We start from the raw sequence: 21,988 nt of genomic DNA on the forward strand, positions 1-21,988 counted from the left end.
GTTTAGACCAAGTCTTCTTTGTTAAGCAAAAACACTTGTTCGTCACCTGCCGAGGTTTCAAGCCAAATGGGATTTAAATGCGGAAAGGCCGCCTCGAAATGCAGTTTTTCATTGCCAAGCTCAACCACCAGGAAGCCACCGTCTTTCAAGTGCTTGGGTGCCTGCTCAAGAATGTCCTGAATCAAGTCCATGCCGCTGTCACCACCGGCCAAGGCCATGCGTGGTTCGTGCAGGTACTCAGGCGGCAACTTCGTCATGGATGCCTCATTCACATAAGGCGGGTTGGTCAAAATAAAGTCGTATTGTTTGCCATTCAGGCTTGAGAACAAATTGGACTCAATGGCGCGTACACGCTGCTTCATGTCGTGCAGCTGGATATTTTCACGTGCAACACTCAAGGCCTCGGTGGACAGATCGACTGCGTCCACCTGTGCGTTTTCAAACACGTATGCAGCCAAAATCGCCAGGCAGCCAGAACCCGTGCACATGTCAAGAATCTCGAATGGCATTTCGGGAGCATTCACCCATGGGGTGAGTTGGTCGGCCAATAGCTCTGCAATGAATGAGCGTGGAATAATCACGCGTTCATCAACCTTGAATGCATGTCCTTGCAGCCAGGCTTCGCCGGTGATGTAACTGGCAGGCTTGCGATCTACAACCCGCTGGGTGATAAACCGTACCAGACGGTTGGTTTCATGGGCGGTGAGCCTGGCATCCCAAAAGGGACCAATATCCCCAATTGGCAAGCTGAGCGCTGACTGCACCATGTAAACCGCTTCATCAAACGCATTGCTCGACCCATGGCCGAAAAACACCTTGCCGCGGCGCATTTCACTGACATAAAAACGCACCCAGTCACGAACGGTGTGAAGTTCTTTGGGGTCGACCGCAATGTGTGCGGCGTGATCCTGATTCATGAATTGCCTTTGCTGAAGTCGGTCTGTCCAATGGTTAGTTCGCCATTTAATTCAACCACAGGGCGTTTGATGATGCTGGGGTACTCCAACAGAAGTGCTTTGGCTCCCTCTGGTGACCGGGCCTTGTCTTGAAGACTTTCGTCCAGACCACGCCAGGTTGTACCCCTGCGGTTAATGATTTTTTCCAAACCCAGAACATCAATCCATTCGTCCAGTAACTGCGCGGGCACGCCATGCTTTTTGAAGTCGTGAAAAACCACTTCGATGTCGTTACTCTTTAATGACGCGATGGCCTTCTTGACACTATCGCAATTTGGAATTCCATAAACCTTGGCAGTCATCCTGTTGTGGTCTCCTTATTCTGCGTTACGCAGCAATTCATTAATGCCGGTTTTGGCACGTGTTTTTGCATCCACACGCTTCACGATAACTGCGCAGTAAAGGCTGTACTTGCCGCACGCGCTGGGCAACGAGCCGCTAACGACCACGGAGCCAGCAGGAATACGGCCGTAAGTTACTTCGCCCGTTTCGCGGTTGTAAATTTTCGTGCTTTGACCAAGATAAACACCCATGGAAATCACGGAGTTTTCTTCAACAATCACGCCTTCAACGACTTCAGAACGTGCACCAATGAAGCAGTTGTCTTCAATAATGGTGGGGTTGGCCTGCAGGGGTTCCAACACGCCGCCGATTCCCACGCCACCGCTTAGGTGTACGTTTTTACCGATTTGCGCACATGAGCCCACAGTGGCCCAGGTGTCTACCATGGTGCCTTCGTCTACATAGGCGCCAATGTTCACATAACTGGGCATCAGCACCACGTTTCTGGCAATAAAGCTGCCGCGTCGCGCAACGGCGGGTGGTACAACACGAAAGCCGCCTTTCTTGAAGTCTTCTTCGGTGTAATCCACAAATTTGGTGGGTACTTTGTCGTAAAACTGGGTAAAGCCACCAGCCGCCATGGGCTTGTTGTCCTCAAGGCGGAAAGAAAGCAGCACGGCTTTCTTGATCCACTGGTGGGTAACCCATTCGCCACTTTCTTTGGAGCAAACGCGCAATTCACCGGTGTTCAGTTTTTCTAATACGTCACCTACGGCAGACCGTACTTCTGCTGGAGCAGAAGAAGGGGAAATGTCTGCACGATTTTCCCAAGCGGCTTCAATGATGGATTGGTGATTTGTTGTCATGGTGATTTCCTGTGTCAGAGTATGTTTCTAATTCGTTGTGCAGCTTCACTGCATTCAGCCAGGCTGGCTACCAATGCTATGCGCACATGGTTGGCGCCGGGGTTAAATCCGTTCACTTCGCGGCCCAGAAAGCTTCCGGGCAACAGGGTAACATGCGCTTGCTCAAACAACCTTTTTGCAAAGGCGGTATCGCTTTGGCCCAAGTCTGCCCAGAAATAAAAACCTGCGGGTGGAATATGCAAATTGAGCGTGCCCTCAAGAATGGCGCTGAAAGCCTTGAATTTCTCGGTGTACAAGCGGCGGTTCTCTGCCACATGTTCCTCGTCATTCCAGGCGGCCACGCTGGCCATTTGTACGGTGGTCGACATGGCTGAGCCATGGTAGGTGCGATAACGCAGAAATGCCTTGATCAGGTCTGCATCGCCAGCCACATAGCCTGAACGTAGTCCAGGTGCGTTTGATCGCTTGGAAAGACTGGAGAACACGATCAGGTTGTTGTAATCAGAGCGGCCCAAACGGCTTGCCGCCTCAAGCCCACCAATGGGTGCAGCGGTTCCATCCAGGTAGATCTCTGAATAACATTCGTCCGACGCAATCACAATATCGTGCTCATCGGCCAAATCAAACAGTTTTTGCCAATCCTCCAGGGTATACACGGCGCCAGTGGGGTTGTTGGGTGAGCACACATACATCAGCTTGGTTTTGGACAGCACATCAGCGCCAAGCGAATGAAAGTCAGACAAACCGGTTTCCGGATCAATATTTACAAAGACCGGGCTGGCCCCGCCCAAAAATGTTGCGCCTTCATAGATTTGATAAAAAGGATTCGGAAAGGCAACGTGGCAATCTACATCATTGCCCACCCCGCAGCCATCCAGAACAACCTGGGCAAAGGAAAACAAGGCTTCTCGAGAGCCTAATATTGGCAGTACCTGGGTTTCTGGATCGACCAAGGCATCAAATCGGCGCAATATCCAGTCAGAAATCGCTTGTCTCAAGACTGGCAACCCTTGTGTGCCTGGATAAACCGCCAAACCACCCAGGTTGTCGATCAGGGCTTGCTTGATCAGGTCCGGAGTGGGGTGTTTGGGTTCACCTATGGACAAGTTGACGTGTGCCAGGCCACCAGTGTGCTGGCTGCCGGCGAACAAGGCCCGCAGGCGTTCAAACGGATAAGGCTGAAGTTTGTCTAGGTTTTTCAATGGGTTCACCGAAATTTCTGTTTTAGCCGCGCCTTGTTTAACCGCGAGTGGGGTTCATCGTTGAAATAGAATCAAGTTCAACCTTCGGCAATGGCTGAAAACTGGCATGGCGGTGTTCAGCCACCACCGTGGTGTAAACGCCACCGCGGACATACCACTTCGCGGTCAGTTTCATGTACCGGGGGTCGGTTGCGGCTACCAAATCGTCCAGAATCTTGTTGGTTACAGCTTCATGGAAGGCACCTTCTTCGCGGTAGCTCCACATGTACATTTTCAGGCTTTTCAGTTCCACATTCTTTTGATTGGGCAGGTAGTCAATCACCAATGTGGCGAAATCTGGTTGACCCGTCAAAGGACAAAGGCATGTAAATTCAGGCACTTCGATGTGGACGTGGTAAGGCCGATCCGGGTTTGGGTTCGGGAATGTTTGTAAATCGCGGCTGGGTTTGTTACTCATGCTTCTCTCGTAAGCCAATGGGGCCGTGGGCCACTGTGGCGTTAAACAACTCAATCATCCTGCCAACTAGGGGCAAGTGCCCGGCGTAAAGCTCAAAGGCTTTGCTATTATAAGGTCAGCGGGTTTTCAAGTTCCCGTGGGTTGAAGTTTTTATTCGTTCTATTGGTCTCATTTCCACCTCATCGTGCGATTAACTCACATTCGTTTAGCTGGCTTTAAGTCATTTGTTGAACCGACATCCTTTGCTGTCCCCAGTAACCTGGTGGGCGTGGTGGGTCCGAACGGCTGCGGCAAATCCAACATCATCGATGCAGTGCGCTGGGTGCTGGGCGAGTCCAAAGCATCCGAATTGCGCGGTGAGTCAATGCAAGACGTGATTTTCAATGGCTCGACCAACCGCAAGGCGGCTTCTCGCGCCAGTGTCGAACTGGTGTTCGACAACGCTGAGGGCAGGGCTGGCGGCAGCTGGAACCAATATTCTGAAATTTCAGTAAAACGCGTGCTTACACGCGATGGCGCTTCAACCTACTACATCAACCAGCAGGCGGTTCGCCGCCGCGATGTTCAGGATATTTTCCTGGGTACTGGTCTTGGGCCGCGCGCTTACGCCATTATCGGGCAGGGCATGATTGCCCGAATTATTGAAGCCCGTCCGGAAGAATTGCGAATTTTTCTGGAAGAAGCTGCGGGTGTGTCGAAATACAAGGAGCGTCGTCGGGAAACCGGCAATCGGCTGGCCGATACGCGCGACAACCTGACCCGAATTGAAGACATTCTGCGTGAGTTGACCAGCCAAATTGAACGGTTGGAACAGCAGGCCACTGTGGCTCGACAGTTTAAAGAACTGGAAGAGGCGAAAAATACAAAACAGCGCTTGCTTTGGTACATCCGCTACTCAGAAGCACTTGAACAAAAAAACACCGGTCAGGCCAAACTAGAGCGAGCCAAAGCGGATCTTGAGGCCATTCAAGCCAAATCGATCAGCACTCAAACGGAATTGTTTGCAGTGCGCGAAAGGCAAGTGGATGCGCAGCAGCAACTTGAAAATGATCAAACCCAATGGATTGAGGCCAATCGGCAGGTAAGCCGCCTCGAGGCGGATTTACGCGTGATGGCTGAATCGCGCGCCCGTTTGGGTGCCCGAGTGGCCGAACTTGAGCTGGAAATACAAAACTGGACAGCACGCCAGGAAGACGCCAATGCTCGCCTGGAGGAAATCAGCGGTTCCACAGAAGAGCTACAAGCGGAACTCGAAGAGCGAATTATTGCCCTTGAAGAGGCGGAGTTGGCTGTTGAGCCCGTTGAACAGGCCTTGCAGGTTGCGCGCTCTGCTGTGGATCAGCAACGAGCAGGCGTCATGCAAATACAGCAAGCGCTCAGTCAGGTGTCTTCGCAACAAGAATCAGCCAGTCGTGCTGAAAATACCATTCAGGTAAAGCTGGATCGTCTTGAATCAGAAAAGCAGCAAATTGCGGCTCCCTCTGTACATGAAATGGATGAGGTTCAGGCCCGAGTTCAGTCACTTGAAGGCGAGCTTTCCCAAGCCACAAACAATCTTGGCGAACTGGAAAACAAACTGGCAGCGGGCGGCGCTGAGCTGGACCACGTACAAGCGGCGTTTAATGCCGAACGTGACAAGTACGCCAATGCCCAGGCGCAATTGCAAGCACTTGAAAAATTAAATGATCAACTTGCAGAAAGTGCCGAATTAATGCCGTGGGTTGAAAGTAGCGGATTGGGCGAAACTCCGCGCTTGTTGGGCAAACTGCAAGTTGAACGTGGCTGGGAAAGGGCGCTTGAATCTGCTTTGAGGGAGTCTTTGGACAGCTTTCAAGTCAGAACACTGGACCTGGTTGAGGGCTTTGCAAAACAGCCTCCGCCCGCCCGCGTGGCTTTCATGGAATCGTCACCGACTTCAAATTCAAACTTGCCCGTGGGTCCCGAAGACCTGGCAAGCCTGGTCCGCAGTTCGGATTCGTCTGTACAACAATCGTTGGTTCAGTTGTTGGCGGGCTATTTGCTGGCACCCGATTTGCCATCCGCGCTGCTCAAACGCAAAACACTCAAGCCTGGTCAGCGAGTTTTCACGCCACAGGGACATTGCGTAAGCGTCACCGGGGTGTCTTTCTATGCTGCCGATAACGCTCAAAGTGGTCGGCTTGAGCGCCAGCAGCAAATTGAAGCCTTGCGCACTGAAGTGCGAGCACTCGACATGTTGAAAAACGAGTCCATGGCCAAGCGCGATCAATTGCAATTGCGCACCGGTGAAATGAAAGCCAATGTGGTGCAGGCCCGAAACCTCGTCGAAAGCCTTACAAAACGCCAGCATGAAGCCCAGGTGCAATTGATTCGCCTGCAAGAACAACAAAGCAGGGCGGACAGTCGTCGCGAACAGATCGGTTTGGATTTGGCTTTGTTGCAAAGTGAGCTTGAAGAGCAGCGCGCCATTCTTCTCGAATCAGAAGACAAATACGCCGAGCTGGATGAACAGCTGGCAGTGGCCAGCGATGCCCTTGAAAGCCGCAAAGACAAGGTGACGGAAGCTGAACAGGCATTGCGCGACAAACAGGCACAAGTACAAAACACACTGCGTAGGAAACAGGACGCAGAGTTCAATATTCGCAATCAGGAATCGCGGCAGCGGGAATGCGAGCGCGACACTGCATTTGCAAGCAGTCAAATTCAACAAATTCAACAGCGCAAGCAACTGGCTTTGGCCGAACTTGAGGGGCTCTCTGAAATTGAGGGACAAGAGGCGCTTCAAGGTGCGCTGGAAGAACGCGTGATCGCCGAAGAAAAAGTGGCAGTGTCTCGCGATGCCCTTGAACAAATCATGGCGAAGGTTTCTGAGCTCGAGCGCAGCGAGAAAGAGAGCGACAAACAGGCTGACCCCTTACGGGATGCGGTTCAAGACTTGGCATTAAAAATTCAGGCGGCTGAATTAACCATCGAACAATATAAAAATTTGATGGACGAAGTTCACGCCGATGTAAACGAATTAAGCCAGCAGTTCGTTGCCATGGAGGTGCCGCCTAAAGCGTCGGTGCTCCAGGCTGAAGTAACGCGCCTTACCAACGGTATGCAAGAGTTGGGGGCAGTCAACCTGGCCGCGCTTGACGAATTGGCCGCTGCGACAGAGAGAAAATCTTTCTTGGACCAACAGGCTGGTGATCTGATAGAAGCCATGGAAACCCTTGAGGATGCAATTAGTAAAATTGACAAAGAGACCCGAGACCTTCTCTCTGAAACCTTTGGTGTGGTCAATGGCCACTTCTCGCGATTGTTCCCCAAACTATTTGGTGGCGGCGAGGCTCGCTTGGTCATGACTGGCGATGAAATCCTGGACGCTGGTGTTCAGGTATTTGCGCAACCGCCCGGCAAGAAAAACGGCACTATTCACCTGCTGTCAGGTGGAGAAAAAGCGCTTACTGCCACGGCACTGGTGTTTGCAATATTCGAATTGAATCCTGCGCCATTTTGCTTGCTCGACGAGGTGGATGCGCCGCTGGACGACGCAAATACCGAGCGCTTCACGCGCTTGGTCAAACAAATGTCTGAACAAACCCAGTTTTTGTTCATTTCCCACAATAAAATCGCCATGGAAATGGCGCAGCAGCTGATCGGAGTCACGATGCAGGAAAAAGGTGTTTCCCGTATTGTTGCCGTTGATTTGGCTGCAGCAGAAAAAATGGCCACGGAAACCGTATGAACGATTTACAACTCACCCTTCTGATTGTTGGCGGCGGCGGCATTGCTGCCATGATCGCTTACAACTGGTGGCAAGATTACAGGCTGCGAAATCAGGCCAGCGAACGCTTCGGTCAAACAGACGAAGATCCGCTCTTGAATACAGGTGTTGCCAAATCAGGATTTGAGCGCTCTGAACCAGGTTTTTCAGGTTCGAGTTATCCGGATTCTGATCTTTCATTTGATGAGGCCGCAGATGATTCAAGCTCTGAAATGCCCCTCAACGACAATAATCTGCAAAATGAACTGCAAATTACAATCGACAAGCGTCTGTTCGCAGATTTTATTGTTCGATTTGATGAAGAAAAAGACGCAAATTCGTGGAAAGCGCTGGTCGATGGCTTAGAGCAGATCAATCGGAAGCGCATTATTTATTCTGCCAGTCCTGATTCTGCTGAAAGCACTGAAACGCTGTGGTTTAAGGCCAGTCCCTATGCGGGCACGGCACGATCATTAAGAGCCAGTGTTCAGATCGCCAACCGCAAAGGACCACTGAGCTCTATTGAGTTTTCAGAAGTTCTTGGAAAGCTGAAACGGTTTGCCGAGGATCAAAATGCGGACATCGAATTCCCGGAAATGAAAGAAGTGGTTGCCAAAGCAGAAACGCTGGATCAAGCAGCAGCTGCGCTGGATACCTTGTTGGGATTGCATTGTTTGCTACCCGACACCGTGCAAGAAAGCACGGCTGTTGACATGCTGGCGGTGGCCGGTTGGGTACAGAAAGGACATCAGTGGTTTCTCAGTGACGAATCGGGCTCCCTGGCCAGCATGGTGATTCACAATGCGCCTGGTAAGCGTTTGTTGAGCTTCAGCATTGATGTGCCCAATTCCGCTGAACCAGTCAAGGCCTTGGGTGACATTGTCACCGTATGCCATGGCATGAATGAGAAATTTGGCGCCCCCTTGATGGACGACTCGGGTAGAACCTTGAGTACGCAGGCAATTGAAGGTATTTACAATCAGCTCATTGAGCGGGTTCGCAATTTGACTGATTCCGGCTTCAAACCTGGCACAACCGTGGCTCGCATTTTGTTTTCATGAGCAATCTGGATTTGTTCGATAGTGCAAACAGCGGCAATTCTCCGGAAGAGTCGCCCATGCTGGCCATGCGCAGGCTGATCGATTTGTTGAACCGCTGGGAGCATGCTTATTATGTTCTCGACGAACCCGAGGTGCCCGATTCGGAGTACGACAAAAATTACCAGTTGTTGCAGCAACTCGAGAGCAAACACCCTGAACTAATTCAAAGCAATTCGCCAACGCAACGTGTCGGCGGCAAGCCCGCCGAGGGATTCGAACAAGTTCGACATCGCGTACCCATGCTTTCGCTGGGCAATGCATTTGATGACAGCGACGTGATTGCGTTTGATCGGCGAGTCAAAGAATTGGCCGATCTGCCCCCTGAAGCCATCATCGATTACTCGGTGGATCCGAAATTTGACGGTTTGGCAATATCGATCCACTACAACAATGGCAATTTTGACAAAGCGATTACCCGTGGCGATGGCACTGTGGGTGAAGACGTGTCAGCCAATGTAAAAACCATTCGAAGCTTGCCGCTTCGATTAAAAGGAAGCGACATACCAGCACAGCTTGAAATTCGCGGCGAAATCTTTATGACAAAAAAAGATTTTATGCAGATGAATGAACGGCAGGCAGAGCTGGGTCTGAAAGTTTTTGCCAATCCACGCAATGCAGCCGCTGGCACCATTCGACAACTTGATCCCAAAATAGCCGCGGGGCGTCCCCTGCGGTTTTACTGCTACGGTGCAGCATTGGAACGCGAGCAACTTCGTGAACTAAAAAGCCAATCTGCCATGATGAAATGGCTGGCAGACATGGGATTGCCAGTGTCGGAATTGAGCCAGACCGCGCATGGTGCAGATGGTCTGCTTTCGTTTTATCGCAATGTAGGCGAACGTCGAAGTTCCTTGCCTTTTGAGATCGATGGTGTGGTTTACAAAGTTGACTCCTTTGATCTTCAGGATCAACTGGGGTACGTAGCCAAAGCACCGCGCTTTGCAGTTGCACATAAATATCCACCCGATGAAGTACTCAGCCGGCTGCTTAACATTGAAGTGCAGGTGGGCCGAACTGGTTCAATTACTCCAGTGGCAAAACTGGAGCCAGTGAAGGTAGGCGGGGTGGTTGTTTCGTCTGCCACTTTGCATAACCTGGATGAAATTCAACGCAAAGACTTGCGCGTGGGGGATCAGGTATTGGTTCGCCGGGCAGGCGATGTCATTCCCGAGGTTATTCCGTTTTCCGGCAATGTTCGCAGCGCGGCAAGCACTGCATTTGTTATGCCCACGCATTGCCCAATTTGTAACTCCCTTGTTCGCAAGGAAGAGGGCGAGGCTGCATTCAGGTGTACTGGTGGCTTGGTGTGCAAGGCACAGCTTACGCAGTCTATTATTCATTTCGCACATCGGCGAGCCATTGACATTGAGGGACTGGGTAACAAGCTGGTTGAAGTCTTGGTCGACAAAGAGTGGGTGAAAACGCCGGCAGATCTTTTTCGCCTGGAATATGAGGCGTTGGTGCAGCTTGAGCGAATGGGTGAAAAATCGGCGCGAAACCTGCTGGACAGCATCAACAAAGCAAAGCAAACCACCTTTGGACGCTTTCTCTTTGGCTTGGGCATAAGGCATGTGGGTGAGGCGACAGCACGAGACCTGGCAACGCATTTTAAAAATGTCGACCGACTGATGGGCGCGAGCATCGATGCGCTGCTTGAGGTGAACGACGTTGGCCCAGTGGTGGCTGAATCAATTCGTCAATTTTTCGATGAACCTGGCAATCAGCAGGTCGTGCATGAACTTATTGCGCTTGGCCTGAGTTGGCCTGCCGAAGAGACCCAAGTCACTGATGAGTCGCATCCATTTTATGGCAAGACATTTGTGCTGACAGGCACTTTGAGCCAATACAGTCGAGACGACGCGGCGGCATTGATCGCAACACGAGGCGGAAAAGTAACCGGTTCAGTGTCCAAGAAAACGGATTACCTTTTGGCTGGAGAAGCGGCGGGTAGCAAATTGGACAAGGCTGCTGCCTTGGGCGTTACAGTGCTGGACGAGGGTACATTTCAAGGTATGCTTTAATCAGAATTGTTTATTTCGATTACTTTCTTATTCATTGACTACTACTGAGTGAGCGATCATGACCCGAGTTAGAAAAGCTGTATTCCCCGTCGCGGGTATGGGCACCCGCTTTTTACCTGCCACCAAAGCAAGCCCCAAAGAAATGATGCCGGTTGTGGACAAGCCATTGATTCAATACGCCGTTGAAGAAGCGCTTGAAGCCGGGATGACCGAACTTGTTTTTATTACAGGGCGCAGCAAACGATCCATCGAAGACCATTTTGACAAGGCCTACGAGCTGGAAGCTGAGCTGCAAGCGCGTGGTAAAACCGCACTGCTTGAAATAGTGAAAAACATTGTACCCAGTCACGTGAATTGTATTTATATCCGTCAGATGGAGCCGTTGGGCCTGGGGCATGCAGTGTTGTGCGCCGAGCCCGTGGTGGGTACGGAACCCTTTGCCGTGCTGCTGGCTGACGACCTGATGGATGTTGACAAAGGCACGCCTTCGGTGACCCATCAAATGGTCAAAGTGTTCGAGCGTGAACACGCCAGCGTATTGGCAGTGCAAGAGGTTGATCCTTCTGAAACAAAGTCTTACGGTATTGTCTCAAGCACGCCTTGGAACAATCGTTCCGAGCGGGTCAATGCAATTGTTGAGAAGCCCGACCCCAAAGACGCCCCCACCAACCTGGCGGTAGTAGGGCGTTATGTGTTGAATTCACAAATTTTTGATCACATTCGCAAAACCGGCAAAGGCGCTGGCGGAGAAATCCAGCTGACTGATGGCATTGCCTCCTTGTTGGAAGACCAGCCCGTATTGGCTTATCGATTCACAGGTACGCGCTTCGATTGTGGCTCTAAAATTGGTTATCTAAAGGCCACGGTGGAACTCGGTTTGAAACACCACGAAGTGGCTGCAGAGTTTGCAGATTATTTAAAGAACAGGAAGTAAACAATGTACGCAGTGTTGGGCGGTAGTGGTTTGAGTCAGTTGCCAGGGTTTGAAATTACCATGCGCAAGGTGCAACGCACCCCGTATGGCGAGCCCTCCGGTGCCCTCACCATCGGCATGCTGGCCGGTCATGAAATTGTTTTTCTGGCGCGCCACGGCTACGGACATACCATTGCTCCCCATCAAATTAACTACAGGGCCAATATTTGGGCCCTGTCGCAGCTCAACATTGAAGGGATTCTCTCCGTGGCCTCGGTGGGTGGCATTCGCCCTGATTTAAAGCCCGGGCAGTTGGTCGTACCCGATCAAATACTGGACTACACCCACGGGCGCCACGCTACTTTTTTTGAAGGCGACAACCAGGCAGTGCAACACATCGACTTCACCTGGCCTTATGACCAAGCACTTCGCACGTCGTTGTGTCTTGCCGCTGACTCAGTTGGCGAGCAAGTGGCGCAGGGCGGCTGTTACGCCTGCACACAGGGTCCACGATTGGAAACTGCGGCCGAGGTTAAGCGGCTGGCGCGCGATGGTGCCGACATTGTTGGCATGACTGGCATGCCCGAGGCCTGCCTTGCGCGTGAGCTGGAAATACCGTACGCGCACCTGGCCTTGGTAGTCAACCAGGCTGCCGGAGTGGGCGAGAGTGCTCAGGAAATTTCACACGCCCAAATCAGCAAAACAGTTCATGAAGGAATGGGCCGTGTAATGGGGATCATCAAATCGATGGTCCAGCTTCACGACGAATAAAAAGGGTTGTGTAAAAAACCCGATATTCGAATTCAAATGGACAACAGCTCCAGAAGCTCGGCTTCAAGTTGAATTTGAAGTTTGCCGGAATTCAGTGATTGACCATACAGCAAGAAAGAATCTTCCGCGCGCTCGCCCAGGGTCATGATCTTGGCTGTTTGCACGTTGACTTTGTATTGCGCCAGCAAACGAGTAATGGAGTAGAGCAAACCCGTGCGGTCAGTGGCCGACACGGTGAGCAAATATTGATTGCCTTTCTCGTCGGGCTTCAAGTCAACCGAAGGGCGCACCGGAAAGTGTCGTGATTGTCGGGACATTCTTCCAAACACCGGTGCTTCAAGGGGCTGACGCTTGATCAGTCGGTCCTGAAGTTCTGCCTCGAGTAAGGACAATGTTTCCCGGTAAAACTCATGGTGACTGTCGTGCTGGATCAGGAAAGAATCAAGCGCATAACCGTGCGAGGTGGTGTGAATTTTCGCATCCAGAATACTCAGGTTCTTGGAATCGAAATAACCACAAATTCTCGCAAACAAATCCATTTCATCCCGCGTGTAAACCAGCAATTCCAGGCCTTCACCAATGGGAGAAAGGCGAGCCTTGACGATCGGTTGATCTGTGTCCACGCGCCAGTAAAGGTGCCGCGTGTGCCAGGCAATGTCGCTGGGGCCTTGTCTTAAGAAATAAGACACGTCGAGCTGAGCCCAAAGCTTGTCTTGCACATCATCGGAAAGTGCATACAGCCGCAAAATTCTCCGCGCCTCAGCCTGCTGCTCGGCAAGCATTTGACGGCGGTTCGGAGCCTCACCGCCCAAGTGTTTAAGCGTCAGTCGATACAAATCTTCCAGCAATTTGCCTTTCCAGGCATTCCAAACTTTCGGGCTTGTACCCCGAATATCAGCCACTGTGAGCAGGTAGAGTGCTGTCAGGTTGCGTGGAGTTTTTACCAACGCGGCAAACTCCTTGAGCACTTCAACATCTGACAAATCTTTCTTCTGAGCCGTGTTCGACATGGTCAGGTGATGTTTCACCAGAAAAGCCACCAAGTCGGTGCTTTCCTGATTCAATCCGTGGTCTTTGCAAAACTTGCGGGCGTCAACTTCACCCAATACGCTGTGGTCGCCACCACGACCCTTGGCCACATCATGAAACAGGGCAGCAATATACAACAACCAGTGATCGTCAAAATTGGCCATTAATTGGCTGCAGTAGGGGTACTCATGTGCATGCTCTGCCATCGTAAACCGGCGCAAATTGCGAACCACGGTCAAAATGTGCTGGTCTACTGTGTACACATGAAACAGGTCATGCTGCATTTGACCCACAATTTTCCGAAAAACAGGCAAATACCTTCCGAGCACACTGGTCTCGTTCATGCGCCGCAGTTCGTGGACTATTCCTTGGGGCTGTTTGAAAAAATCAATGAACAACGCCTTGTTGACGGGGTCATTTCTGAAATCACTATTGATCTTGACCCGACTGTGCCAAAGTCGGCGCAACATTCGGGCGCTCATACCCTTTAAGCGCGGGTTTTGCTGCATCACGATGAAAGCACGAAGCATGGCTGAAGGATTTCGGGCAAATACCTCGTCGTCTCGAATGTCGAGCAAAGAATCAGTGACCTGAAACTCATCGTCGATCACCACAGGTTCAGCATTAACGCCGAATATCGACAATTCAATATTTTGAAGCAATATCGTGTTCAATTGCATGACCGCCTTGGCGGCCAAATAATACCGTTGCATCAGTTGTTCGCTTGACCGCTTCGCAGCGGTGGGGCGATAGCCCAAGGACTCAGCCAGTTGGGTTTGCACATCGTAAACAAGTCGGTCTTCCCGGCGGCCAGTTGTCACATGCAATTGGTATCTGAATTTTTTGAGGGTGCGCTCGTTGTTTCTCAACTTTGCGGCCTCAAATGGCGTGATCAGCCCTTTTTTGGCCATTTCAGCCCAGCTATTGCCCAGATTGGCAGCTCGGCATACCCAAAGAATGACGTGTAAATCTCGAAGTCCGCCGGGGCTCTCTTTGCAGTTGGGCTCAAGGCTGTAGGGTGTTTCTTGATACTTGGCGTGACGTTGCCGAAGCTCAAGGGTTTTCTTACGAAAAAAGGCTTTAACTTCAAGTAATTTGTGAAGAGTATCGTTCAGCTTTTTGAAATTATTGGAATTTCCGGCAAGAAGTCTCGATTCAACAAGTGCTGTTTGTACTGTGATGTCTTTGCCAGCTTCTTCAACACATTGGTCAGGGGTTCTGACGCTGTGCCCGATTTCAAGGCCAATGTCCCAACCCGATCCACAAAAGGTTTCCAGCTTCTCTGTGTTGATTTCATCCGGTTCCTGGTCAATGAGGATCAGCACGTCCACATCAGAGAAGGGAAACAATTCACCACGCCCATAACCACCAACCGCGACCAAGCTGTATTGTTTGGGCATTCCGATGGCATCCCAAAGGGAGACCAGGGCTTCATCCACGCAAACACTGCGTTTTCTCAGCACCGATTCAACCATGGACGCTGGGGTGTGTTGGTCAAATGGGGTCAGCCAAAGGTGTGCCTGGCTTTTCAACTGGTTCTTAATTGCTACCCGCACAGCGTTCAAATCTTGTGCAGAACTGGATTCAGCCGTAATTACCGGTTTGTTGCTCAAGTCAGGCTGCCTGTGTTTTCAAGCGAGGATTCGCTGGTGTTCCTGTTGACTGAGTCAAGATTTCGTAACCATTGGCGGTGACCAAAACCGTGTGTTCCCACTGAGCCGACAGACTGTGGTCTTTGGTCACAATTGTCCAGCCATCCGGCATTTCCTTGATTTCCCTGCGACCCGCATTCAGCATGGGTTCGATGGTGAAAATCATGCCTTCCAGCAATTTCACACCAGTTCCAAGTTTGCCATAGTGCAACACTTGCGGTTCTTCATGAAACTTGGTGCCAATTCCGTGACCACAAAACTCACGAACCACCGAGTAGCCAAAGCCTTCAGCGAATTTCTGAATCGCAGCACCCACATCGCCCAGTGTGGCCCCGGGTTTTACCTGCTCAATGCCAATCCACATGGCTTCAAACGTAATTTCACAGAGTCTTCGCGCGGCCAGCGAGCCCTCACCCACAATGAACATGCGGCTTGTGTCGCCGTGATAACCCTCTTTGATGACCGTAATATCAATATTGATAATGTCACCGTTCTTCAATTTCTTGGGGCCGGGCACACCATGACAAATTTGGTGGTTGACCGAAGTACAAATTGACTTGGGGTAGGGCGTGTAACCCGGTGGGGCATAATTCAAAGGGGCTGGAATGGTGCCCTGCACATTCACCATGTAGTCGTGGCAAAGCTTATCGAGTTCATCGGTGGTAATGCCTGCAACCACGTGCGGGCCGATAAAATCCAGAACTTCCGAGGCCAAACGGCCAGCAACACGCATTTTTTCAATGTCGTGCTCATTTTTAATCACAATATCCATGGTTTTGTTTAATTCCTGCTTGAGCTAACGTATTTTAACCGAGTATAATCTTTGGCTGCTCTGGCGCTATGGCTAACTGGCTTAGTTAGTTAGCGCTTAAGAGTAAATTTAATGGTTTGTGCGACAGGGTGCTAGTTTTTGTTGGTTTATTAACCCGATGCTAGCCCAGTACAAACCCATTCAACCCTGTCTATACTGGAGAAATTCATGGCAGCATCAATGCGCGAAATGCTGGAAGCTGGTTGCCACTTTGGCCACCAAACACGCTTCTGGAACCCAAAAATGGCCCCTTTCATCTACGGCCATCGTAACAAAATCCACATTATCAATCTGGAAAAAACCGTCGTAATGCTCGACGACGCGCTGAAATTCGTGAAGCGACTGTCAGCAAACCGCGGCAACATCCTGTTTGTCTGCACAAAGCGCCAAGCCAAAGAAATTATCGCTGAAGAAGCAGCACGCTGCGGCATGCCCTTCGTTGACCAGCGCTGGTTGGGCGGCATGCTGACCAACTTCAAAACCGTGAAAACATCCATCAAGCGTCTGAAAGACATGGAAGCCATCATCGCCGACGGCGGTACTGAGCGCATGTCCAAGAAAGAAGCCTTGATGTTCGCCCGTGAACTCGAAAAACTGAACCAGTCAATTGGTGGCATCAAAGACATGCCAACATTGCCTGATGCAATTTTCGTGTGCGACGTGGGTTACCACAAAATTGCCATCACCGAAGCCGAGAAGCTGGGCATTCCAGTTGTTGGTATCGTGGATACGAACCACTCGCCCGCAGGTGTTAGCTACATTGTTCCTGGTAACGATGACTCCGCCCGCGCCATTCGTTTGTACGCCCGTTCCGTAGCCGATGCCGTGTTGGCTGGCCGCGACCAGGCTGTAAACGATGTGGTTGAAGCCATCAAAGGCGGCGACGACTTCGTTGAAGTGTCTGAAGAGGGAGCTGAAGGCTAATCAAGCCTTTGTCTTCCGATGGGGCGACCAGTCGCCCCTTTTTTTTATCTAATTCAGAATCCGACTTTAGGAGAAAATCAATGGCTGAAATTACAGCAGCAATGGTTAAAGTACTGCGCGAGAAAACAGACGCGCCCATGATGGAATGCAAGAAAGCCCTGACCGAAGCCGCTGGCGACATGGACAAGGCTGAGGAAATTTTGCGTGTGAAATTGGGCAGCAAGGCCAGCAAAGCCGCTGCTCGCGCAACCACCGAAGGTCTTGTTGGTATTTATATCAATGATTCCAGCAAGTTGGGAACAATTGTAGAAGTAAACTGTGAAACCGACTTTGTTGCCAAAAACGACGATTTCCTTGCCTTTGTAGCCAATGTGGCCAAGCTGATTGCCGACCACAACCCTGCAAATGTTGAAGCGTTGTCAGCATTGCCACTGGGCGAAGGCACAGTTGAAACCGTGCGTGCAGCCCTGATCGGCAAGATCGGTGAAAACATGTCTGTGCGTCGCTTCAATCGTGTAGAAGCCAAAGGCAACCTGAGCTCTTACATTCACGGTGGCAAAATTGGCGTACTGGTGGACTACACCGGGTCTGACGAGAACGTGGGTAAAGACGTTGCATTGCACATTGCGGCGACCAAACCCAAGGCTTTGCACGAAAGCGGTGTTCCACAAGAAGACATTGATCGTGAACGCTCAGTGGCAAAAGCCAAGGCGGAAGAGTCTGGAAAGCCAGCCGACATCGCCGAAAAAATGGTTGAGGGTTCGATCAAGAAGTTCTTGAAGGAAGTCGCTCTGTTGTCTCAGCCTTTCGTGAAAGACGACAAACTTACCGTTGAAGCCATGCTAAAGAGCAAGGGCAGCGAAGTTAACGGCTTCGACCTGTTCATCGTTGGTGAAGGCTTTGAAAAGAAGGTGAACGATTTCGCCGCTGAAGTTGCCGCTCAAGCAGCAGCCGCCGCCGCAGGACGTTAATTCCTTTATTTGAAGAGGGGTTTCTCAACACGGGAGGCCCCTTTTTATTTGTACGTCTACGAAGTTCTGTGCTTTACGTTATAGAATCCTGACAATGATCCAACAAGAGGCTTGAATGTCAGCATACAAACGTGTGTTACTCAAATTGTCAGGCGAAGCCCTGATGGGTGAAGACTCCTACGGCATCAATCGTCAAACCATAGAAAGAATGGTTGCTGAGGTTGCGGAGGTTTCCGCATCTGGTGTGGAGTTGGCAGTTGTTATCGGTGGTGGCAACATTTTCCGGGGTATCGCGCCTGGCGCGGCCGGCATGGACAGAGCCACTGCAGACTACATGGGCATGATGGCCACAGTGATGAACGCACTGGCCCTGCAAGACGCATTTCGTCGTGCCGGGGTTGAAGCACGGGTTCAATCCGCCTTGAACATTGAGCAAGTGGTTGAGCCTTACATTCGCCCCAAGGCCATTCGTTACCTTGAAGAAGGCAAAGTTGTCATCTTTGCTGCGGGTACAGGCAACCCTTTCTTTACAACCGACACCGCTGCGGCATTGCGCGGTTCTGAAATTGGTGCGGAAGTGGTGCTAAAAGCCACGAAAGTGGACGGCATCTATACTGCTGATCCCAACAAAGACCCAACCGCAACCCGGTACGAAAGAATTTCATTCAACGAAGCAATTTCCAAAAACCTCGAGGTCATGGATGCGACGGCGTTTGCCCTGTGTCGCGATCAAAAGCTTCCAATTCGGGTGTTTTCCATCAACAAGCCGGGTGCGCTGCACCGAGCCGTTGCTGGTGAAAACGAGGGCACCTTGGTGCACATGTAATAATTGACGAATCAATCGACTGAGGCAGTGAGAATCCAATCATGAGCGTTGCAAACATTCGAAGCACAACCGAAGAAAAGATGGTTAAATCCATCGAATCCCTGAAGACAGACCTGCAGAAAGTCCGCACTGGCCGCGCACACACCGGCATTTTGGACCATGTGCAAGTTGATTACTATGGTTCCATGGTACCAATTTCACAAGTGGCAAACATGAGTCTTGCCGACGCGCGCACCATTGTGGTTCAGCCGTGGGAAAAAAACATGGCCAACGCCGTGGAAAAAGCCATTCGTGAATCAGACCTCGGCTTGAACCCAGCGTCGATGGGTGAAACCATTCGTGTTCCAATGCCAGCGCTGACCGAGGAGCGCCGCAAGGAACTGACCAAGTTCATCAAGGGTGAGGGCGAGCAAACCAAGGTGGCCATTCGCAACCTGCGCCGCGATGCCAACGAAGCGCTAAAGCGCTTGGTCAACGACAAAGAAATTTCCGAGGACGATGAGCGCCGCGCACAGGCTGATGTTCAAAAATTGACCGACAAGTTTGTGTCTGAAGTCGATCAGGTTTTGCAGTCCAAAGAAGCCGAAATCATGACGGTTTAAAGTCATCCATGACCGTCTACACCAGCTCAACCCTGGATGTACCTTCCACATCCAACATTCCAAAGCACGTTGCAATCGTGATGGATGGAAACGGCCGTTGGGCTAAACAGCGAATGATGCCCCGGTTCGCCGGGCACAAACGTGGTGTAGATGCAGTCAAGCGCACTGTTCAAGCCTGCTGTGAGTTGGGCGTTGAGCATCTCACCCTGTTTGCTTTTTCCTCCGAGAACTGGCGTCGCCCCCCCGAGGAAGTCAGTTTATTGATGCGTCTGTTCATTCGGGTGCTTCGCAAAGACGTTGAGTCCATGCATCGGGAAAACATTTGCCTGAGGGTTATTGGCGACACCACAGCGTTTGAACCTGAGCTTCAAGCTGCGATTGCATCAGCTCAAGAGCTCACCAAAGACAACACTCGGCTGTTCTTGAATATTGCTGCCAATTACGGTGGGCGTTGGGATATTCTCCAGGCCACCAAAAAAATGTTGAAAAACAATCCTGAGTTGGCCAGCAATCCCGAGCAAATATCTGAAACGGATCTGTCGAAGCATTTGTGCCTTCAAGGCAGCCCTGAGCCAGACCTTTTCATTCGCACCGGCGGCGAGCAAAGGGTGTCCAATTTCCTGTTGTGGCAGTTGGCGTACACTGAGTTCTATTTCACAGACAAGTTTTGGCCTGATTTCGGCAAGCCCATGATGCTTGAGGCCATTGATTCCTATAACAACAGAGAAAGACGCTTTGGTCGAACCTCCGAGCAGATTCAACCCCCAGTGGTCAATGTTCGGCAATCTGCCCAGTGATTCGGTTCTCAATCGAGACATATCATGCTTAGAACGCGTGTGATCACAGCTGTGATCCTGCTGATCGTGTTGCTAGTTGTTCTGTTGTATGGCGGCGTGGTCGGCTGGAATTTATTTGTATTGGCAGTGCTTGTGGGTGCCTTCTGGGAGTGGGCAAGGCTGGGTCTGTTCAAGCCCCGACAGGCAATTGCATATGCAGTGTTGGGCGGTGCCCTTTGCGTTGCTGCTGAACGTGTAATTAATCTCCAAACTCAAGCTCTTCCGTTGCTTGCCTTGGCCAGCGTTTTTTGGGTGGCTTTCGCCCCATGGTGCCTTCGAAATGTGTCCGTCGGCGTGTTGGCCAACAAAAGCCTGTACGGCTTCGCTGGCTTTGTTCTTATCGCCGCTGCGGGTTTGGCCTTGATTATTACCAAAACCTACGGCATTGTCTTTTTATTAAGCACTATTGCAATTTGCTTTGCGGCGGATATTTTTGCGTATTTCTTTGGCAAAGCCCTGGGCAAACGCAAGCTGGCTCCCCGTATTTCTCCCGGTAAAAGCTGGGAGGGTGCAATTGGTGGTGCATTCAGTGTGGTCTTGCTGAGTTGGCTGGTGGTTGTACTCTCTGGTACCTATCCCGAGCTGAAAAACACTTGGCAAGTAATGGCCTTTGAACGTTGGCACCCCTTTGTATTCACATTCTGGCTAGTGGTGCTCAGTGCCTACAGTGTGGTGGGCGATCTGTTTGAATCCATGCTGAAACGCAGGGCAGGGCTGAAGGACAGCAGTCAGCTGCTGCCAGGCCACGGTGGCGTTCTGGACAGAATTGATGCGCAGCTGCCTGTGCTGCCTCTTGCAATTTTGCTGGTTAGTGCAATCGTGGTTTGAATTTGACAATGAACGTGCAAAAACTACTTATCTTGGGTGCAACGGGAACCATTGGTGTCAACACACTGGATGTGGTTGCCAGGCACCCGAACCGTTTCCAGGTGCACGGCCTGGCGGCAGGTAAAAACATTGAACTGCTGTATGCCCAGGCGTGTGTGCACAAGCCCAAGGCATTGATCATTTCTGATCCTGAAGCATTGAACAGTTGGCATGCCCTGGGCTTCAGTAACAAACTTCGCGATCAACTGGGCTACGTTCCCGAAATTGGCGGGCACGGCGATCTTGAGTCTTTGTGCCAAAGCGATCAAGTTGACATTGTTGTGGCTGCCATCGTGGGCTCTGCAGGCCTTAAGCCCACACTCAGCGCTTTGCAGGCCGGGAAAAGGGTGCTGTTGGCGAACAAGGAATCCCTTGTTCTTGCCGGGCAGTTCATGATTCAGGCCTGTTTGCGATCGGGCGCCACAATTTTACCTGTCGACTCAGAGCACAATGCGATTTATCAGTGCCTGCCATCGAACTACGATATAAGTAAAGCAAGCGAGTTTGGTATTGAACGGCTGGTTTTGACGGCCTCGGGCGGACCATTCCGAAACAAAAGCCTCGCGGAACTTTCCGAGGTCACGCCTGCCCAAGCGATTGCGCATCCGAATTGGGTGATGGGTCGGAAAATCTCAGTGGACAGCGCCACAATGGCCAACAAGGGTTTGGAGCTGATCGAAGCATTGTGGCTGTTCGGTTTGCCTGCCAGTCAGCTGTCCGTGGTGGTTCACCCGCAATCGATTGTCCATTCTTTGGTGGAATACAAAGATGGCAGTATGTTGGCGCAACTGGGTTGCCCAGACATGCGAACACCGATCGCCCACGTATTGGGCTTGCCCGACCGAATTGAATCCGGATCGCCACGTTTGAATTTGGCCGCCTTGGGCAGACTGGATTTCGAAGAACCCGATTTAAGTCGCTTTCCGATGCTGAAATTGGCTTTCGAGGTACTGGAGAAACCCGACACCATGGCGCCCGTTTTCAATGCCGCCAACGAGATGGCTGTGGACTTGTTTTTGAATGAAAAGATTGCTTATATGGACATTGTGAAGCTGACGCAAATGTGTATTGCCCGTTTCGCATCTGCCTCGGTTGGCAATCTGGACGATGCCTTTGCATTGGACAGCGAAGTGCGAGCTTTCGCAACCGAATGCGCTGGAAAGTTTTAAACACAG

The 21,988-nt window shown here is 51.2% G+C and carries 18 protein-coding genes and 1 pseudogene; 12 read left to right on the top strand and 7 right to left on the bottom strand.

The window, feature by feature from the left end; genetic code table 11:
* Positions 1-2: 2 nt before the first annotated feature.
* The 5 genes from prmB to queF are packed head-to-tail and all read right to left on the bottom strand — an operon-like array spanning position 3 to position 3,763.
* Positions 3-917 (bottom strand): 50S ribosomal protein L3 N(5)-glutamine methyltransferase, encoded by a 915-nt coding sequence (prmB, locus tag FRIGORI9N_RS09880; protein ID WP_159570228.1) that lies wholly within the window; start codon positions 915-917, stop codon positions 3-5.
* Positions 914-1,258 carry a Spx/MgsR family RNA polymerase-binding regulatory protein gene (locus tag FRIGORI9N_RS09885; RefSeq protein ID WP_159570230.1) on the bottom strand — a complete coding sequence of 115 codons (345 nt, stop codon included), beginning with the start codon at positions 1,256-1,258 and terminating at the stop codon, positions 914-916. Before FRIGORI9N_RS09885 ends, prmB begins: the two co-directional genes overlap by 4 nt.
* Positions 1,259-1,273: 15 nt before the next feature.
* Positions 1,274-2,104 carry a 2,3,4,5-tetrahydropyridine-2,6-dicarboxylate N-succinyltransferase gene (gene dapD, locus FRIGORI9N_RS09890; protein WP_159570232.1) on the bottom strand — a complete coding sequence of 277 codons (831 nt, stop codon included), beginning with the start codon at positions 2,102-2,104 and terminating at the stop codon, positions 1,274-1,276.
* Positions 2,105-2,118: 14 nt separating this feature from the next.
* Complete coding sequence (gene dapC / locus FRIGORI9N_RS09895; protein ID WP_159570234.1) at positions 2,119-3,315, bottom strand: succinyldiaminopimelate transaminase; 1,197 nt, start codon at positions 3,313-3,315, stop codon at positions 2,119-2,121.
* 28 nt (positions 3,316-3,343) lie between these two features.
* The gene (gene queF, locus FRIGORI9N_RS09900; protein WP_040513619.1) at positions 3,344-3,763 is read right to left on the bottom strand and encodes a preQ(1) synthase; all 420 of its coding nucleotides are present in this window, start codon (positions 3,761-3,763) and stop codon (positions 3,344-3,346) included.
* 184 nt (positions 3,764-3,947) lie between these two features.
* Here queF and smc point away from each other — a divergent pair, with 184 nt between their 5' ends.
* Genes smc through FRIGORI9N_RS09925 form a run of 5 tightly spaced genes read left to right on the top strand, consistent with a single transcriptional unit; the run spans position 3,948 to position 12,295 of the window.
* Positions 3,948-7,472: a chromosome segregation protein SMC gene (smc, locus tag FRIGORI9N_RS09905; protein ID WP_159570236.1), complete on the top strand. Its 3,525-nt coding sequence runs from the start codon at positions 3,948-3,950 to the stop codon at positions 7,470-7,472.
* Positions 7,469-8,551 (top strand): hypothetical protein, encoded by a 1,083-nt coding sequence (locus tag FRIGORI9N_RS09910; protein WP_159570238.1) that lies wholly within the window; start codon positions 7,469-7,471, stop codon positions 8,549-8,551. The genes smc and FRIGORI9N_RS09910 overlap by 4 nt, the downstream gene beginning before the upstream one ends.
* A complete protein-coding gene (gene ligA / locus FRIGORI9N_RS09915; protein WP_159570240.1) occupies positions 8,548-10,611 on the top strand; it encodes an NAD-dependent DNA ligase LigA in 2,064 nt (687 codons plus the stop codon). The genes FRIGORI9N_RS09910 and ligA overlap by 4 nt, the downstream gene beginning before the upstream one ends.
* Positions 10,612-10,669: 58 nt before the next feature.
* Entirely contained in the window at positions 10,670-11,545 is an 876-nt protein-coding gene (galU, locus tag FRIGORI9N_RS09920) for a UTP--glucose-1-phosphate uridylyltransferase GalU (RefSeq protein ID WP_159570242.1), read from the top strand.
* 3 nt (positions 11,546-11,548) lie between these two features.
* On the top strand, positions 11,549-12,295 hold the full coding sequence (locus tag FRIGORI9N_RS09925; protein WP_159570244.1) for an S-methyl-5'-thioinosine phosphorylase: 747 nt from the start codon (positions 11,549-11,551) through the stop codon (positions 12,293-12,295).
* A gap of 32 nt (positions 12,296-12,327) precedes the next feature.
* On the opposite strand, the gene FRIGORI9N_RS09930 is transcribed toward FRIGORI9N_RS09925, so the two are convergent.
* Both FRIGORI9N_RS09930 and map read right to left on the bottom strand, forming a co-directional pair.
* Positions 12,328-14,889, bottom strand: coding sequence for a [protein-PII] uridylyltransferase (locus tag FRIGORI9N_RS09930; RefSeq protein WP_159571763.1), 2,562 nt, complete (start codon positions 14,887-14,889; stop codon positions 12,328-12,330).
* Positions 14,890-14,938: 49 nt separating this feature from the next.
* A pseudogene (map, locus tag FRIGORI9N_RS09935) lies at positions 14,939-15,760 on the bottom strand (type I methionyl aminopeptidase); the annotation flags it as partial.
* A 195-nt stretch (positions 15,761-15,955) separates the two neighbouring features.
* Between map and rpsB the strand changes: the two are divergent.
* The 7 genes from rpsB to dxr all read left to right on the top strand — a co-directional run bounded on the left by rpsB (position 15,956) and on the right by dxr (position 21,982).
* On the top strand, positions 15,956-16,711 hold the full coding sequence (gene rpsB, locus FRIGORI9N_RS09940) for a 30S ribosomal protein S2 (protein ID WP_159570246.1): 756 nt from the start codon (positions 15,956-15,958) through the stop codon (positions 16,709-16,711).
* 80 nt (positions 16,712-16,791) lie between these two features.
* Entirely contained in the window at positions 16,792-17,682 is an 891-nt protein-coding gene (gene tsf, locus FRIGORI9N_RS09945; protein WP_159570247.1) for a translation elongation factor Ts, read from the top strand.
* Between the two features lie 115 nt (positions 17,683-17,797).
* Complete coding sequence (gene pyrH, locus FRIGORI9N_RS09950) at positions 17,798-18,508, top strand: UMP kinase (protein WP_008252555.1); 711 nt, start codon at positions 17,798-17,800, stop codon at positions 18,506-18,508.
* Between the two features lie 41 nt (positions 18,509-18,549).
* Positions 18,550-19,110 carry a ribosome recycling factor gene (gene frr / locus FRIGORI9N_RS09955; protein WP_159570248.1) on the top strand — a complete coding sequence of 187 codons (561 nt, stop codon included), beginning with the start codon at positions 18,550-18,552 and terminating at the stop codon, positions 19,108-19,110.
* Between the two features lie 8 nt (positions 19,111-19,118).
* A complete protein-coding gene (locus tag FRIGORI9N_RS09960; RefSeq protein ID WP_159570249.1) occupies positions 19,119-19,907 on the top strand; it encodes an isoprenyl transferase in 789 nt (262 codons plus the stop codon).
* A 24-nt stretch (positions 19,908-19,931) separates the two neighbouring features.
* The gene (locus tag FRIGORI9N_RS09965) at positions 19,932-20,774 is read left to right on the top strand and encodes a phosphatidate cytidylyltransferase (RefSeq protein ID WP_159570250.1); all 843 of its coding nucleotides are present in this window, start codon (positions 19,932-19,934) and stop codon (positions 20,772-20,774) included.
* Positions 20,775-20,782: 8 nt separating this feature from the next.
* Positions 20,783-21,982 (top strand): 1-deoxy-D-xylulose-5-phosphate reductoisomerase, encoded by a 1,200-nt coding sequence (dxr, locus tag FRIGORI9N_RS09970; protein ID WP_159570251.1) that lies wholly within the window; start codon positions 20,783-20,785, stop codon positions 21,980-21,982.
* Positions 21,983-21,988: the final 6 nt, after the last annotated feature.

The sequence above is a fragment of the Limnobacter sp. 130 genome (assembly GCF_902506325.1).
Taxonomy (GTDB): domain Bacteria; phylum Pseudomonadota; class Gammaproteobacteria; order Burkholderiales; family Burkholderiaceae_B; genus Limnobacter.